This is a genomic window from Pseudoalteromonas sp. SG41-2, from assembly GCF_014164535.1.
GTDB lineage: Bacteria > Pseudomonadota > Gammaproteobacteria > Enterobacterales > Alteromonadaceae > Pseudoalteromonas > Pseudoalteromonas rhizosphaerae.
Map to the genome: position 1 here is coordinate 69,024 of NZ_JACJFK010000022.1, position 16,213 is coordinate 85,236.

General features: G+C 40.8%; 11 protein-coding genes. 6 read left to right on the plus strand and 5 right to left on the minus strand.

From position 1 onward, the window contains the following. The first annotated feature begins 4 nt into the window (after window positions 1–4). On the plus strand, window positions 5–3,091 hold the full coding sequence (locus tag H5186_RS16700; protein WP_182739779.1) for a ligand-binding sensor domain-containing diguanylate cyclase: 3,087 nt from the start codon (window positions 5–7) through the stop codon (window positions 3,089–3,091). 124 nt (window positions 3,092–3,215) lie between these two features. Here the strand turns inward: H5186_RS16700 and H5186_RS16705 are convergent, their stop codons facing one another. From H5186_RS16705 to H5186_RS16720, 4 genes are all read right to left on the minus strand, one after another. After that, a complete protein-coding gene (locus tag H5186_RS16705; protein WP_179959160.1) occupies window positions 3,216–5,378 on the minus strand; it encodes a hypothetical protein in 2,163 nt (720 codons plus the stop codon). A 396-nt stretch (window positions 5,379–5,774) separates the two neighbouring features. Further along, entirely contained in the window at window positions 5,775–7,640 is a 1,866-nt protein-coding gene (gene dxs / locus H5186_RS16710) for a 1-deoxy-D-xylulose-5-phosphate synthase (RefSeq protein ID WP_145241123.1), read from the minus strand. Between the two features lie 105 nt (window positions 7,641–7,745). Next, window positions 7,746–8,633: a (2E,6E)-farnesyl diphosphate synthase gene (gene ispA / locus H5186_RS16715; RefSeq protein WP_182718318.1), complete on the minus strand. Its 888-nt coding sequence runs from the start codon at window positions 8,631–8,633 to the stop codon at window positions 7,746–7,748. A 3-nt stretch (window positions 8,634–8,636) separates the two neighbouring features. Continuing rightward, a complete protein-coding gene (locus H5186_RS16720) occupies window positions 8,637–8,879 on the minus strand; it encodes an exodeoxyribonuclease VII small subunit (RefSeq protein ID WP_182794705.1) in 243 nt (80 codons plus the stop codon). Window positions 8,880–9,180: 301 nt separating this feature from the next. On the opposite strand from H5186_RS16720, the gene pomA reads away from it, so the two are divergent. From pomA to H5186_RS16740, 4 genes are all read left to right on the plus strand, one after another. Continuing rightward, window positions 9,181–9,948 carry a flagellar motor protein PomA gene (pomA, locus tag H5186_RS16725; protein WP_145241117.1) on the plus strand — a complete coding sequence of 256 codons (768 nt, stop codon included), beginning with the start codon at window positions 9,181–9,183 and terminating at the stop codon, window positions 9,946–9,948. Between the two features lie 2 nt (window positions 9,949–9,950). Beyond that, on the plus strand, window positions 9,951–10,871 hold the full coding sequence (locus H5186_RS16730; protein ID WP_145241115.1) for a flagellar motor protein MotB: 921 nt from the start codon (window positions 9,951–9,953) through the stop codon (window positions 10,869–10,871). A 147-nt stretch (window positions 10,872–11,018) separates the two neighbouring features. Continuing rightward, entirely contained in the window at window positions 11,019–11,501 is a 483-nt protein-coding gene (locus tag H5186_RS16735) for a hypothetical protein (RefSeq protein ID WP_149981193.1), read from the plus strand. 72 nt (window positions 11,502–11,573) lie between these two features. Beyond that, window positions 11,574–13,484 carry a DNA topoisomerase III gene (locus H5186_RS16740; RefSeq protein ID WP_182761548.1) on the plus strand — a complete coding sequence of 637 codons (1,911 nt, stop codon included), beginning with the start codon at window positions 11,574–11,576 and terminating at the stop codon, window positions 13,482–13,484. Window positions 13,485–13,500: 16 nt separating this feature from the next. On the opposite strand, the gene H5186_RS16745 is transcribed toward H5186_RS16740, so the two are convergent. Beyond that, window positions 13,501–14,811 (minus strand): M20 family metallopeptidase, encoded by a 1,311-nt coding sequence (locus H5186_RS16745; protein ID WP_182794706.1) that lies wholly within the window; start codon window positions 14,809–14,811, stop codon window positions 13,501–13,503. Window positions 14,812–14,911: 100 nt separating this feature from the next. Here H5186_RS16745 and H5186_RS16750 point away from each other — a divergent pair, with 100 nt between their 5' ends. Next, a complete protein-coding gene (locus H5186_RS16750) occupies window positions 14,912–15,769 on the plus strand; it encodes a tetratricopeptide repeat protein (protein WP_145241107.1) in 858 nt (285 codons plus the stop codon). Window positions 15,770–16,213 lie beyond the last annotated feature (444 nt).

Below are 16,213 nucleotides of genomic sequence, written 5' to 3' on the forward strand. Positions count from 1 at the left end.
CGTTATGATGCGATTTTTATTGGTTATTATTGTGCTGTTCTGCAGTATGCCAAGTAAGGCGTCAATTACCGACTATGTTGTAAAACAATGGAATATGCAAAATGGCTTACCATCGCAGTCACTTAAAAGTGTCGTGCAAGATAAGCAAGGCTATATGTGGCTGGGAACTCAGTTTGGCCTCAGTCGCTTTGATGGCAATACATTCACTAATTACAACACCTTAAATAGTAATTTCTTACCCAGTAACGGCATTAATAAATTACTAGTCGATAGCGAAGGCTATTTATGGATTGGTACTAAAGATGGTATTGTGGTCATCGATCCCACCACTATGGCAGCGCAAGAGTTTAGTGTAAAAGGCCCTGTACGCGATGTTATCGAAGATGCGAAAGGCAGTATTTGGATAGCAGCGAATGGCCTGTACTTTGTATCTCGCAATCAGATCAATGTCAGCGCAGTGCATGACTTACTAGTCCCTGTAATGAGTGCCAGTTCAGTAAAGCAGATTGTTGGTACTGTCAGTCAGCTGGCATTATCGCCAGAAGGGATCTGGCTGGTGAATGAACGATACTTGCTACGGTTAACTAATTCCTCCTCTGATTTTGCAAAATTACGCTTAGAACTAACTGCTAAGGTATCTATACCTGAGCGTTTAGCACAAACGATTATTCATGATTTAGCATGGCTGGAAGGCAACTTATATTTAGCGTCAGAGCTCGGTGCTTACTTTTTAGATTTAGATGACGAGTTAAGGCCCTTTCCACTGCCCAATGCGAATAACTCAGCGGTTTATAAATTTATGAGTGACTCAAATGGAGCACTGTGGATTTCGACCTATGGGCGCTTACTGTTTCGAGACAACTCCGGCGATTGGCAATGGGTTGAACCGAGCCAACTTGACCAAAGTATTTGGTTTGCTGATTTATATCGCGATAATGATAATAATATTTGGCTTGCGAGTTTTAGTGAAGGATTATGGCTTGCGCACGAAGGCCGAATAGAACGTCACTCAGCTATATCACAAATGACCGAAGCGGTTATGGCCATTAGCCAAGCGCCCGATGGGAGATTGTGGGTCGCTAACCGCAGTGGTGTAGGCTACTTTGATTTAGATAAAAACTTTATCAATCAAATCCCAAGTAATCAATACGGACGTGCAGCCGTGCATGATTTACAGTTTGATGGCTCACGTTTATATATCGCCACTGGACGTGGTGTGTATATTTATGAAAACAACACCTTGTTCACTGTCCCTGGACGCGCTTTAAAAGATAACCCGGTGTTTGCGATTAGTCGCTCCAGCAAAGGAGGCTTTTGGCTTGGTACTGGCCGGGGTATGTATCGGCTTAGTTACGGTGGTTTAACCCCATTTGCTTATAACGCATTTTTAGGCAGTAAGTTTATTACTTATGTCGTTGATGAAGCTAATTTTGGTTTAATTGGCACTAGCAAAGGCGCTTACTACTTTACTGATCGTGGTATTGAAAAAATTGGCGATCAAACGAGTCTTGAAAGTGCTTATGTTACAAGCATCTTAAACATTGATGGAGTTGGTATATTAATCGGCTCATTAAATGATGGTTTATTTTATCGAAGCACACAAGGGCATTGGCGTCAGTTAGATGCTACCAATGGCTTACCTTACGGTTCTATTTTTAGTTTACGTTATGATGAAAAGCTCAAGCGCATATGGGTTAGTACCATGAAAGGTGTCTACCGAATGCCGGTTGAACAGTTTAGTACCGATATTGAAAGCTTAAAAGTAGAGCAGGTTATTTCGTCATACGATCGTCAACTTGACGGTAAGGCCAGCCAGTGTTGTACCGGCCTTGGCCATGACGCTGTGGCGGAGTTAGGTAATTCAATGTGGTATCCGAGCCTACAGGGGGTCGTGGAGATCCCTAAGGATATTGAGCTGTTTGGCGTTAAACCATTACAGCCAAAGGTTGAGAGTTTAAATACTGGGATACGTAAACTTGCAACAGCTGCATTAGGGCGTAATCCTGAATTAGAAATCGATGAACGTGATATCACCCTTAAATATACAGCGATAGACTATTATGCACCGACCAGTATTGAGTTTCGCTATCGTTTAACTGGTTTAGACAGCGATTGGCGTTATGCTAATACCCGTCGTGAAGCTATTTATACCAATTTACCGCCTGGTGCATTTTTGTTTCAACTTGAGGCTAAACGACAAGGTGAAGGCTGGCAGAAGGCGCAACGTACGGAATATTCATTTGTGGTACCAAGACGGTTTGATGAAACAATTTATTTTCGGTTGTTGATCACTGGTAGTTTTATTTTATTATTTTATTTAGTGTTTTGGGTATTTAGAAAGCAAGAGCGCCGTAAGCAAACCGCGCTTGAAAGTCTGATCACGGAGCGCACCGGGGAGCTGCGACAAGCTAATGATAAGCTAAATCAAGTTAACTCACAGCTAAAGCTTATGAGTCACTCAGATGAGCTTACTGGGCTGAGAAGTCGTCGCTTCTTATTTGATCAACTACCAAAAGATATAGAGCACTTTCAGCGTAACTCACAATCATTACAAGCGCAGGGAAAATCCTTGGTGTTGCTAATCATTAATTTTGATAATTTTAGCCGCATTAATGACGCTTATGGACCGATTGGTGGTGATAGTTGTTTGCAGCAAATGGCTGCATTGCTTAACTCTCGTACCCAAGGATCTGATTATGTTGCCCGTTGGAGTGGTGATGAATTCTTGTTACTGCTACGTGACTTTAAACGCACTGCAATCGATAGTTATGTTGCGCAGCTATGTAAAGTAATCGCTGATCACACATTTAAGTTGCCCAGTGGTGACAGTATAAACTTGACCGCATCGATTGGCTTTTCATTTTACCCATTACCATTATTAGGTGGTCAGGTTATTGGTTGGGAAACCTCTGTCAACTTAGCGGATATCGCGCTACATCAAGTTAAAAAGCGCGGTGGCGATGGTGTTGCAAACATCACCTTTGATGAACAATTAGATGCCTTTGAGTTTGAGCAAACCAACAATGTTGAGCAACAACTGAGTGTATTACAAGCTAATGGTTTAGCAGATATCAAAGTGTGGATGCGCTAATTGGCTAATTATGCGTTTGCTTATTCTAAGACTGCTGTTAGTTAAAGATAAGAAATGCCTTAACTCGAAAAGTTAAGGCATTGGGAGGCCAACTAAAGGCAGTTAATTTAACTGTCCTTGATGGTTAGCGATTTAGCCAGCTTGGTAAAATAGCAACAGACTCAGGAGCTGTGAATGAGTAGCTTACGCTGGCTGCAATATCACCGCTGGGGCTATTGAGAATATTATCAAACCGCATGACTAAGCCATTTGATTTTTCGGCTACGTATAAATGATTGCCGGTAAACATAATATCGACAGGATTACCGAGCATGGTTGCAGGTCCGGCGATATTGACACTGACATTGTTCAAACCTGATCCGGTTCCTGCATTATTTAATACAAATAATTTACCATCAGTGGCGTCAGCGGCACTGCCTACATCTGAGACAATTAATGAGTCACTTAGTGGATCGTAATCAATGCCATGTATATTGGTAGGGGCTGGGAATGCGACTCCTGCTGTTGCGGGTGTAATTAAGCGATCTTCCCCGGTTACAGTGCTCATACCCGCCATTAGCTTGCTTTTAACTTCATCAAAAACAGCAATAGTCCCATTGGTTAATGCCACAAATGCTCTATCAGTAGTGACATCATAGTCAACATCCCATGGACGTGCACCACCGCTTGCTGTGAGCGTCAAAAGGGGCGTTACATCACCCGTAGTACATGTTGAGAATATTAATATTCCCGGTGTTGTGGCATTGTTTTCAGCGACAAAAATCATCCCACTGTCTGATGCTACATCAATACCTTTTGGCGAGATTAGGCCGGTATTACTGCCGCTGATGATAGAATCTTGGCTTAGTGTAAATACCTCGCCATCACGGTGCATCGCGACTTTATTGGAAATAACAATTCCACCTACAGAGGTTGTGCTGTTATCAAAGCTCGCATAGCTGTTACCGGCTTTATCAAAGGCAACACTTTCGATTGTTTGACTTGCATTATAACTGCCAATTTCACTTGTTAACTGTGCATTTAGACGTGAAATTTGTCCTGTTGTAGGGCCTGCCGCGCTTGGATTACTACTTACAGCAATACCCATCAATGGCATATTAGTCATATAACTGTCAGATACATCAGGCATATCATTATGCATCACTGTTGCGGTTATTGACTCTGGCTTAATCGTTGCGGTGACGCTATCTGGACTAATGTCACCACTGACGCCATTAAAGATATTGCTAAATACCAGAATTGCATCATTAGATTTTTCTGCAACGCGTAAGTCGCTACCAGTCAGGCTGATATCCACAGGGTTACCAAGCATAGTAGCAGGGCCAGCGATACTGCGAGCAACCGTGGTATTGCCAGTAGCAAGGGATGCGTTGTTGATCACAAATAATGCGCCGTCGGTTGCATCACTGGCACTGCCGACGTCAGAAAGTACTAATTTATTTGTATCAGCATCATAAACGATACCATGAATATTAACGGAAACTTTGTTACCGCTTGCATCACTGGGTGTGATTGTACGAGTTGCCATAGCGGTAAAGCCACCATCTACATAATTATCGTATACTGCAACATCACCATTAGTGAGTGCCACATATAAGCGATCGTTTATATCATCGTATGTTACATCCCACGGTTTTGCGTCTGTAACTGTACTAGCTAAAGGCGCTGCATTTCCTGCGGCGGTAGCACCAAAGACAGTGATCTGCATGGCATTAAAGTCAGCGGCAAAAATGAGTCCGCGCTTATTTGATATATGAATACCTTTGGGATTGACTAACGTAGTGTTGCTGCCGGTAATGGTACGATCACGATTACTGTCAAACATACCCCCATCGGCACGGCTTAATACTTGGCAAACGGTGCTAAGAGCGCCATTACCAGAATCGCTGGCTTGAATTAAATTACCTAAGCTATCAAATGCAACACCTTCATTTGCACCACTATTAAATGTTTTTAACTTTGCAGCATTTTGATTAATCAAATCAACGGTGCCTGCATTATCAGCACCATTATTAGCCAAAATAAAAGTTGCTGCTGCAAATCCTGGAGTACCATCTGATCCATTCGTGCCATCGCTACCATTTGTCCCATCAGCACCATTACTACCATCGACGCCGTCCATGCCCATTTCACCTTGCGGGCCTACAGCGCCATCTTTTCCATCATCGCCACTACAGCCGGTTAAGCCAATCAAAATTGCTAGAGTAAGCGCAGACAAACAAAGTTTACTGGTCATTAATTGTGCGTGAATAGATTTGGTGCTTTCGCCTGATTTTAACGTTTTCATAACTTGTACCTTCTTAAATATTCCATCAAATGTGAACATACAAAGAGCTTGGCTTAAAACAGCTTATACCAATCGTGTTAAGTTGTTAGTCATTTATAGCGACGGATAAATAGAGTGATAACAAGGCATAAATTTTTATATGTAGTTGTTCTACATGAAAAATTCATAACGCCGTTAGCGCTTTATTTAGCACGCTAGAAAGGCTAAATATTTAAGTCGATTGGTATTATATAAAAGCGTGAACACTTTGCTCACGAGCTAACCTCAGTGAATAAACGTGGCAGGGAAATAATTGGATGCAAGAAAGTTGAAAAAAAGTGAGATTTTTTTAAATGTTTGAAAATAAATAACAAAGGAGCCTACGCTCCTTTGTTATTTTATTAACTTAAACTTTGGTTACTTAGTAATAAAGTTTTTTATGCTATCGAGTATACCTTGTGAGCCTAAGCCCATTTCATCATGCATTTGTTCTTGCGTGCCATGCTTGATGAACTCATCAGGAATACCTAAATTAAGGATGCTTACTGTTGCTTTTATAGCTGCTAAATATTCATTAACAGCAGAGCCTGCACCACCAACAATCGCGTTATCTTCAAGGGTTACAATGACGTCATGATCGGCTAATAAAGTGTCGATTAGTGCGCTATCAAGAGGTTTAACAAAACGCATATCAACGAGGCTAGCATTTAATTCATTGACTGCCAGTTGAGCGTTTTCAAGTAAAGTACCAAAGGATAAAACTGCGATTTTAGCGCCTTGTTTAATCACACGACCTTTACCAATTTCAAGCTCAGTCATTTGCTCGCAGATTTCAGTTGTGCCAGCACTACCACGAGGATAACGAACTGCAACAGGGCTGTTACAACGATAACCAGTGTACAGCATTTGACGACATTCATTAGTATCACTCGGTGCCATGATAATCATATTGGGGATACAACGGATAAAGCTTAAATCGTATGCGCCTTGATGAGTTTCGCCATCAGCACCAACAATACCAGCACGGTCAATTGCAAATAACACGGGTAAGTTTTGCAGAGCAACATCGTGAATAAGCTGATCGTAGGCACGTTGTAAAAAGCTTGAATAAATAGCGACAACTGGTTTTAAGCCTTCGCAGGCAAAACCTGCGGCTAAAGTAACCGCGTGTTGCTCGGCAATGGCAACATCAAAATATTGCTCAGGGTATTCTTTTGAAAAACGCACCATGCCTGAGCCTTCACGCATAGCCGGGGTGATTGCCATAAGCTTTTCATCTTGACTTGCCATGTCACACAACCAATCGCCAAATACTTTAGAAAAAGTCGCAGCGCCTGGTTTTGATTTTGGTAGGCTGGAAATCGCAGGGTCGAACTTAGGTACGCCGTGATAGCCTATTGGATCTGCTTCTGCTGGTTTATAGCCTTTACCTTTCTGGGTTTTGATATGCAGTAACTGCGGCCCTTTTAGGTTACGCATATTGCGCAGTGTATCAACCAACATGTTTACATCATGACCATCAATTGGGCCAATGTAATTTAAGCCTAACTCTTCAAAAAAGGTGCCTGGGATAACCATGCCTTTTAAGTGCTCTTCCATGCGGCTGGCTAATTCTTTTACTGGTGGCACGCCAGATAGCAGCTTTTTACTACCTTCACGAATGTTAGTGTAAAAACTGCCTGATAAGATACGAGCGAAATGATTAGTTAGTGCACCGACATTTTCAGAAATCGACATTTCGTTATCGTTTAATATGATCAGCATGTCAGATTTAACATCACCTAAGTGATTCATTGCTTCAAACGCCATGCCCGCGGTAATCGCACCATCACCAATAACCGCTACTGTTTTTCGTCCTTTGCCTTCTTTTTGCGCCGCAATTGACATGCCTAAAGCAGCAGAAATCGAGGTGCTTGAATGGCCAACACTAAAAGTGTCGTAGTGGCTTTCTTCACGAAATGGAAACGGATGTAAACCGTCTTTTTGGCGGATCGTGTGCATTTGATCACGGCGCCCTGTGAGAATTTTATGTGGGTATGCTTGATGGCCTACATCCCATACTAAGCGATCTTCAGGGGTGTTATATACATAATGAAGCGCTACAGTAAGCTCAACTGTGCCTAAACCTGATGCTAAGTGACCACTACTTTGCGAGACTGAGTTTAGTAAGTAATCACGTAACTCATTACTAAAAGCAGGTAATTTGTCTTGCGCTAAATCACGCAACTGGGCTGGTTCGTCAACCAAACCTAATAATGGATACTTGCTACTATCAAGTGTCATGATTTTTAATACATCCTTCGCTAACCAGAGGTCATTATAGCGTAATATTACTCTGATTCTTTAGTTATTTTGTACATCATTACTTGCTCAAGCTAGAGCCTAGAATTAATAATCGCGTTCAACAATATATTTTGCCAAGTTTTCTAGCTCAGAAGTGTCAGCATCTATTGCTGCTAACGCATCGAGTGCGCATTTTAGTAATGATTGTGCTTTTTGTTTTGCACCTGTAAGCCCAAGTAGAGCAGGGTAGGTCGCTTTATTTGCTGCAACATCGGAGCCTTGTGGTTTACCTAAGACTTGGGTATCACCTTCGATATCAAGAATATCGTCTTGCACCTGAAAAGCCAGCCCAATTGCATCACCAAACTGTTTTAATTGTAATAATGTTTGTTGATTTGTATCAGCTGCGCATAATGCACCTAAAGTAATTGCACAATTTAACAAAGCACCTGTTTTTAATTTATGGATACGTTCGAGCTCAGCTAAATTGACTAATTTGTCAGTCGCTGCAATATCCAGTGCTTGACCACCGACCATACCTTCAATACCCGATGCTTTGGCAAGTGCTGCAATCATTTTTAACTGTTGCTGTGCAGGAACGTTAAATGAATGGTTAGCAATTAAATCAAACGCTAATGTTTGCAGCGCATCACCGGCTAAAATAGCATGAGCTTCGCCATAGACAATATGGCAAGTCGGTCTACCACGTCGCAGGTCGTCGTCATCCATCGCGGGTAAATCATCATGAACTAACGAATAACTATGAATACATTCAATAGCAGCAGCCAACACGTCTAAATCTTGTTTATTTGCGCCAAGCATTTTTCCCGTGGCATACACTAAAAATGGTCGTAATCGTTTACCGCCATTTAAAACGCTGTAGTGGGTGGCTTGTTTGATGCTGTGCTCGGTATCGAGCGGTTGCTCAAAATACCGATTGAGAGTGGCTTCAACATCTTGTTGAGCACATTTTATTTGCTCTGTTATTAACACCCGTTATTCCAAATCATTATCAAAGTTAGTAAGTGGTGACTGACTATCACTACCTATTAAAATAGCTACTTTTTGTTCAGCTTGTTGTAACTTACTTGAAGATGCGCCGGCTAAAGCAATACCGCGTTCAAACTGTTTTAATGATTGCTCAAGGGAAAGCTCTCCTTGCTCCATTTCTGTGACGATTAAGGATAATTCATCAAGCGCTTGCTCGAAGCTTAGGTTCTCTGGTTTTTTCGTCGCCATACTGATTTAACTTAGATGATAGAAATGTGAGGCCAATTTTAGGGGGAATGCTAAACTAGGTCAAAGGGTGATGCATTTTTTTTGAATAATTAATTGTTTTCTTGCCACTTTTAATTATTTATACCTTTACTTAAGCCTTGCAGGTTATCAATGGTAGCTTAAAATGCTAAACAGGGTTGAAAACTTTCATTTCATTTTTTTCATTAAATGGTTTAAGTAATTCAATAGATTGCCGATAAGCTGTTAATAATAAAAATTTGTTGCTGGTAGCAACAAAGCATCGATTCCTCTGGAGGGGTAAGTGGATTTAGCAACCATTATAGGTATTCTCGGAGCTATTGGTCTTATTGCTATGTCAATGGTACTAAGTAGTGGCGGCGAAGTGGCTATGTTTTATAACACGCCATCGGTGGTTATTGTTTTCGGTGGTTCGATTTTTATAGTGTTATCAAACTATACGATGAGTCAATTCCTCGGTATCGGTAAAGTCGCGGCTAAAGCCTTCATGTTCAAAATAGAGTCACCTGAAGAGCTTATCGAAAAAGCAGTTGAACTTGCAGACTCGGCCCGTAAAGGCGGATTTTTAGCACTTGAGGAAGCAGAAATACCCAATGCGTTTATGCGTAAAGGGGTTGATATGCTTGTTGACGGTCATGACGCTGATGTTGTTCGTGCCACCTTGCAAAAAGATATTTCTCTTACTTCTACTCGTCATGAATCGGGGGCCGGTTTGTTTAAAGCGCTTGCCGATATTGCGCCTGCGATGGGTATGATAGGTACTTTGATTGGTCTAGTTGCGATGTTGTCGAATATGGATGACCCTAAAGCGATTGGTCCTGCGATGGCGGTAGCGCTTTTAACAACATTATATGGTGCGTTTTTAGCAAACGTGGTGGCAATTCCTATCCAAGTAAAATTGGAATTGCGTAAAGACGAAGAAGCAATGAATCAGCGGCTAATTTTAGATGCGGTATTAGGTATACAAGATGGCCAAAATCCAAAAGTCATCGAAGGTATTTTGAAAAACTACCTCGCTGAATCAAAACGAAAAGTGGATACTGAGGAGTAAGCATGTCAGATCAAGAGTGCAAGTGTCCACCACCCGGGTTACCAGCATGGATGGGTACCTTCGCGGATTTGATGTCACTATTGATGTGCTTCTTTGTACTTTTACTCGCGTTTTCAGAAATGGATGTACTTAAATTTAAACAAATCGCAGGCTCAATGAAGTTTGCCTTTGGTGTACAAAATAAAATAGAAGTAAAAGATATTCCCAAAGGAACATCCGTTATCGCGATGGAGTTCACCCCAGGTAAACCTGAACCTACTCCAATCGAAACCATTCAACAGCAAACTGTCGAAATGACCCAGCAAATGCTTGAGTTTCAGGCTGGTGATGAAAGCTCAGCTGGCGGTCGTCAAGAGCAACGCGGTAATAAGCGTGGCGGTGAGTCACAAAGTACAGCGCAACAACAAGCATCAGAACAATCTATTTCTGCAGCTGATCAAGAGCAGGTTAATGAGTTAGTTAAAAAGATAGCCCAGCAATTGGAACAACAAATCATGGATGGTGCTGTTGAGTTGGAATCATTAGGTCAGCAAATTATTATTCGTATTCGTGAAAATGGTTCATTTCCATCTGGGAGTGCATTTTTACAACCTAAGTTTAAACCAATCATTCGTGATATAGCTGCGTTACTAAAAGATGTGCCAGGTGAAATTACGGTGTCTGGTCATACTGATGATTTTCAAGTTTCGAATGAGCTGTATACCAATAACTGGGACTTATCATCGAAGCGTGCAGTTGCGGTTGCAACTGAAATGCAAAAAGCGCAAGGCTTTGATAAAACCAGAATGGTTGTTGTCGGTCATGCCGAAACTCGACCACTTGTTCCAAATGATTCTGATGCGGATAGACGACGTAATCGCCGCGTGGAAATTTCAATAATGCAAGGCAAGGCTAAGGAATCAGATCCGATAGATGTTCGTTAAGATGCTTGGCAAAGTACCTAATTTAGCTTAAAGTAGTTTTTTAACAAGTGTAACGGAGTGTCTGATGAAAAACGTTGATAAATATAGCTATATGCCGGGCAATGGTTCTGGTGGCGATGATGAAGAGAAGAATGTTAAGTAACGTCAATGCCTAATTGGGTGAACAATTTAATTTTTATACTTGAATATAGCTGGGTGTTATTTTTACTCCCAGCTATTTTTGTATTTTACATACGTAAGGATTGGTTGGCATTACGCTTTGTCTTGATTACAGCTGTTTTCTTCTTGTATGGCGCTGTGATTTATTCAAGCCTTAGAGAGTTAGATGACCCTTATATTTGGCGTTATGTAGTTTGGGCTTTTAATGATATTGCTTGGATGGCTTTGATTGCTTACTGGGCTATTAAAGATAAAGTGTATCTTTGGCAAAGTGTGATCGGTCAGTTGGTTGTAATTAGTGCGCCTATCTTACAATTATTTAGATTAGTGGATCGCCACCTTTGGGATTTATCGTATAGCACTATGCTATATAAAACGTTATTACCTTTAATCAATATTGGCACTGTCGTTGTGTGCTACCTTCCTCTGTTGTATTTATTTATGCGAAAAAATCGCAGTTTAAAGAGCTAATCATTAACTATTTGTAGATTAAATTACGTGTGCTAAACTACTGTGTAAATAACCAGTTGTTGATAGTGCCCTATGAAACTTTATATAGCCGAGAAGCCATCTTTAGGTCGTGCCATTGCTGATGCGCTACCAAAGCCTCATAAAAAACATGATGGCTATATTGAAGTGGCTAATGGCGATTGTGTTTCTTGGTGTATAGGTCACTTGCTCGAGCAGGCAGAGCCTGATGATTATAATGAGCAATATAAAAAATGGCGCTTTGATGACTTACCGATTATCCCACAGCAATGGCAGTTAAAAGCAAAATCTAAAACTCGTAAGCAACTTACGGTACTTAAAAAGTTAATCAAACAAGCTGATCAACTTGTTCATGCTGGTGATCCAGACCGAGAAGGGCAATTACTTGTTGATGAGGTGATTGAGCAAGTTAAACTTAGCCAAGCCAAAAAACAGCAAATTCAACGTTTATTGATCAGTGATTTGAATGTTAGCGCGGTTAAAAAGTCGCTGCAAAACGTTCGCTCTAACCGTGAATTTATTCCACTTAGTGTATCTGCTTTGGCGCGTTCGCGAGCTGATTGGCTGTTTGGTATGAATTTAACGCGCGCCTATACGCTTGCAGGTCAAAAAGCAGGGTTTGGTAATGTATTATCAGTAGGGCGTGTACAAACACCAATATTAGGATTGGTTGTTCAGCGTGATAACGAGATTGCTAATTTTGTGCCAAAACCTTTTTATGAAGTATTAGCCCATTTAAGTACCGAAAATAAAGAGCCGTTTACAGCAAAGTGGCAACCAAGCAAAGCGTGTGAACCTTATCAAGATGAAGAGGGGCGAGTGCTCCATCGAGGCCTTGCTGAGAATGTTGCGTCGCGAATTTCTAATCAATCAGGTGAAGTTACTGCGCTTGAACAAAAGCAGAAAAAGCAACAAGCACCTTTGCCGTATAATTTGTCAGCGTTACAAATTGATGCTGCGAAAGCTTTTTCAATGCCTGCACAAAAGGTATTGGATATTTGTCAAAATTTATATGAGCGTCACAAGCTAATTACCTATCCACGTTCAGACAATCGTTACTTGCCCAAAGATCATCACCAAGAAGCAGCCAGTATAATAAAGGCAATTGCCATCAATGGCGGGCAAAATGACACTCATTGCCAAGGCGCAGATGTGAGTAAACGCAGTAAGTGTTTTAACGATGCTAAGGTGGCTGCGCATCACGCCATTATTCCTACCGCTAAGCAGCAAAAGTCAGCAAGTTTGAGCGTTGAAGAAGGTAAAGTGTATGGTCTTATTAGCCGTCATTATCTGATCCAGTTTTATCCAGACTACATTTACAATGAAACAAAGGCTGAAATAACAATTAATGGTGGTATCTTTAAAGCCAACGCAAAACAAGATGTAAGTTTAGGCTTTAAAGCGTTAATGGGAAAAACCGCATTAAAAGATGAGCAGATATTGCCGCCATTAATTAAAGGGCAACAGTTGCAGTGTGAACGCGGTGAAGTAATTGATAAAATGACCAGCCCGCCAGCTCATTTCAATGATGCAACGCTGCTTAGTGCAATGACAGGTATTAGTCGGTACGTTAAAGATCCAGAAATCAAAAAAATACTCAAAGAAACAGATGGCTTAGGAACCGAAGCAACCAGAGCGGGTATTTTAGAGTTATTATTTAGAAGACAATTTTTAAGACGTCAAGGTAAACTCATTTTAGCAACCGATACAGGTAAAGCATTGATCAGTGCGTTACCGCATGGTTTAGCCAGCCCAGACCTAACCGCAAAATGGGAAGCATCGTTGGGCGACATAGCAGAACAACAAATGAGTTATCAACAATTTTTAAATCCTTTATTAGTGGATTTAGCGGCTTTTGTGGAACTTGCCAAAAATTGTGATAGCAACGTATTTGCACAATTACCAAAAACGCCGCAAAAGCGGCGTTTTACAAGAAAAACTAAACCAAAAACAAAATCGACTTAGTCATCCATTGCTAAGATTATTGATTAAACAAAGCCACCGCAGCGTTACTCATTGCAGTGATACCTGTGGGGATTGCAACTTTATAGTCAGGTGCAAATTTACTTGAATGTAGTGAAGGTAAAGTTGCCCCTGATGTTTGTGCCGCTTGATATTGAGCTTGCTCTACACCACCTAACCAAAATAAGGTGATAGGGATGTTTTTATCTGTGCGGCCATATAAACCAAAATCTTCCCCTGCCATAACCGCTTCGGTTTCAAGCACATTACTTTGTCCAATCGCCGAGCTAATCGCACTACGTACAATATTAGTTTGTGCAGGGTCGTTATATGTAGATGGGATTGACTCATCTTCATGTACATAAACCACAGGTATTAAGCTTTCATCCAATCCTGCACTTAATGCAATGCCTTTAGTTATACGTTTTATTGCTGCAATTTGTTGCTCGCGAATTTTAGGATTATAACTTCTAAGTGTCAGCTGTAGCTTTACTTCATTCGAAATTACATTATGTTTAGCTCCACCGTGAATTGAACCCACTGTAATTACTGAGGGTTCAAGAGGTGATAATTCGCGACTGGTAATTGTTTGCAGTGCCAACACGATCCGTGATGCGATAACAACAGGATCAATAGTCATATGTGGGTAAGCACCATGACCACCTTTACCTTTAACCGTAATATCTACTGAATCCACACTGGCCATGGTGTACTCATTTTTCATACTGACTTGTCCTGCAGGAACACTCGCACTAACATGCAAAGCGATAACGTGATCAGGAGTCGGATATTTATTAAATAAACCTTCTTTGAGCATCGCTTTTGCACCGCCTCCCACCTCTTCTGCAGGTTGTGCCACCATCATTAAGGTTCCTTGCCATGAATCTTTATGTAGCATTAATTGTTGCGCAGTACCAATAAATGAACTCATATGAATATCATGACCACATCCGTGCATCACACCAACGTTTGCTCCTTCATCATTTATAACAGTGACTGTTGAAGCATATGATTTACCTGTTTGTTCTATGATTGGTAAGCCGTCTGTATCAGTACGGATCATTATTGTCGGGCCATCACCATTTTTATATAAGCCTACTACACCAAAGCCACCCACATTGTCGGTCACCTCATAGCCAAGCGCACGTAATTTGGTGGCAAGCTTTTCTCCCGTTTCTTGCTCATGGTATGAAAGTTCTGGGGACTGGTGTAAATCTAAGTAAAACTTTTCAATGGCAGGCATCGTTTTATCTAACTTCAGCTCCAAGGTTGTTGAGCTTGCTAATGGACTAAGCAGTATAAGTGCAGCGTATAGACTATGAAATTTCATAAAAGACCTTTTTGATTTATGGCTTGTGATTCTGGGCTTGTAATTATTATGTTTGCCTCCATATAAAACCCTAAATAGTCTGATATGGCAATCAATAGCAATGAATAATATGGTAAATGTTAATCCGCAAAATCTTCAACAAGTGCTGGGTGAAACATCACAACAAAAACTAGTCCTGTTAAGTTTCTTTTCAGCACAAAGTCCAGAGTGTCAATCTCAAGCAGCTATTTTACAGACAATAGCCAAAGATTATGGTGACTATATATTAGTTGCCACATTAGATTGTGATTTAGAGCAAGCACTCGCAGCACAACTAGCACAGCAAGTTGGACTACAAACATTACCAACCTTAGTGCTATTAAAAGATTCAGCACCTGTTGATGTATTAGCCGGTGCACAAGCTGAAACTCAAATCAGAGAAGCGTTAAGTAAACATTTACCGCAGCCTCATGAAATGTTGTTAGAACAAGCCAAGCAAGCACTGATCGCTCAGGATTTAAATCAAGCGTTTAATTTTGCCAAGCAGGCTTACGAATTAGACAATACAAATGCGCGTATAAAATTAGTATTGGCAGATATATGCATTCAAATTCATAAACTGGATGACGCGCAAGCTTTGTTAGCTTCAGTAAATGAAAATGAGCAAGATGCATACTTTACAAATATTCAAGCAAAGTGCGCACAAGCACTTCAAGCACAAGAATCGCCAGAGCTAAAAGCATTACAAGCGAAAGTTGAAAAGTATCCTAACGATCTTGAGTTAAAAGTTGAACTAAGTGCAGCATACGACCAAGCAGGCAAAAAAGAGCAAGCGTTAGAGTTACTATTTACAGTGTTGAAAAAAGATTTGAATTTTGCCGATGCCAAGGTAAGTTATTTAGCTATTATTGCCTCTTTACCGGATGGTGATAGTTTAGCGGCTAAATATAGAAGAAAGCTTTACAGTATCCTCTATTAACAAGTTTTTATTTTGTTTTATGGAAAGCGCCGAAGTTAATGGCGCTTTTTTTATGCCAAAAACTTGCGAAATATCGATAATAGATAATACTGAAGATCCTTTCAGGGAAAAGTCGTTGTTATTTTGTACAGCTGACTAGGGGTTTTAGTGTGTTTAGCGCGTAAATTGAACGAACAGCACTTTATTTCAAGTTTTCTTTAAAAAACGCTTGCGTAAAATTCGCCGCGCCCTATAATGCGACCCCACTGAGACGGCAGACAGCAACGCTTAGCGAGGCAAGAGTTAATCAGTTAGTCGAGTAAAACTTGAGTTTAGATTATTAAGAAAGTTTAAAATTAAGTGTTGACAAAAAAATAGGAAAGCGTAATATGCGCAGCCCTAGCGAGATAAAGTTTAACTTTAACCGCAACGTTCTTTAACAATATAAAGCAATCATCTGTGTGG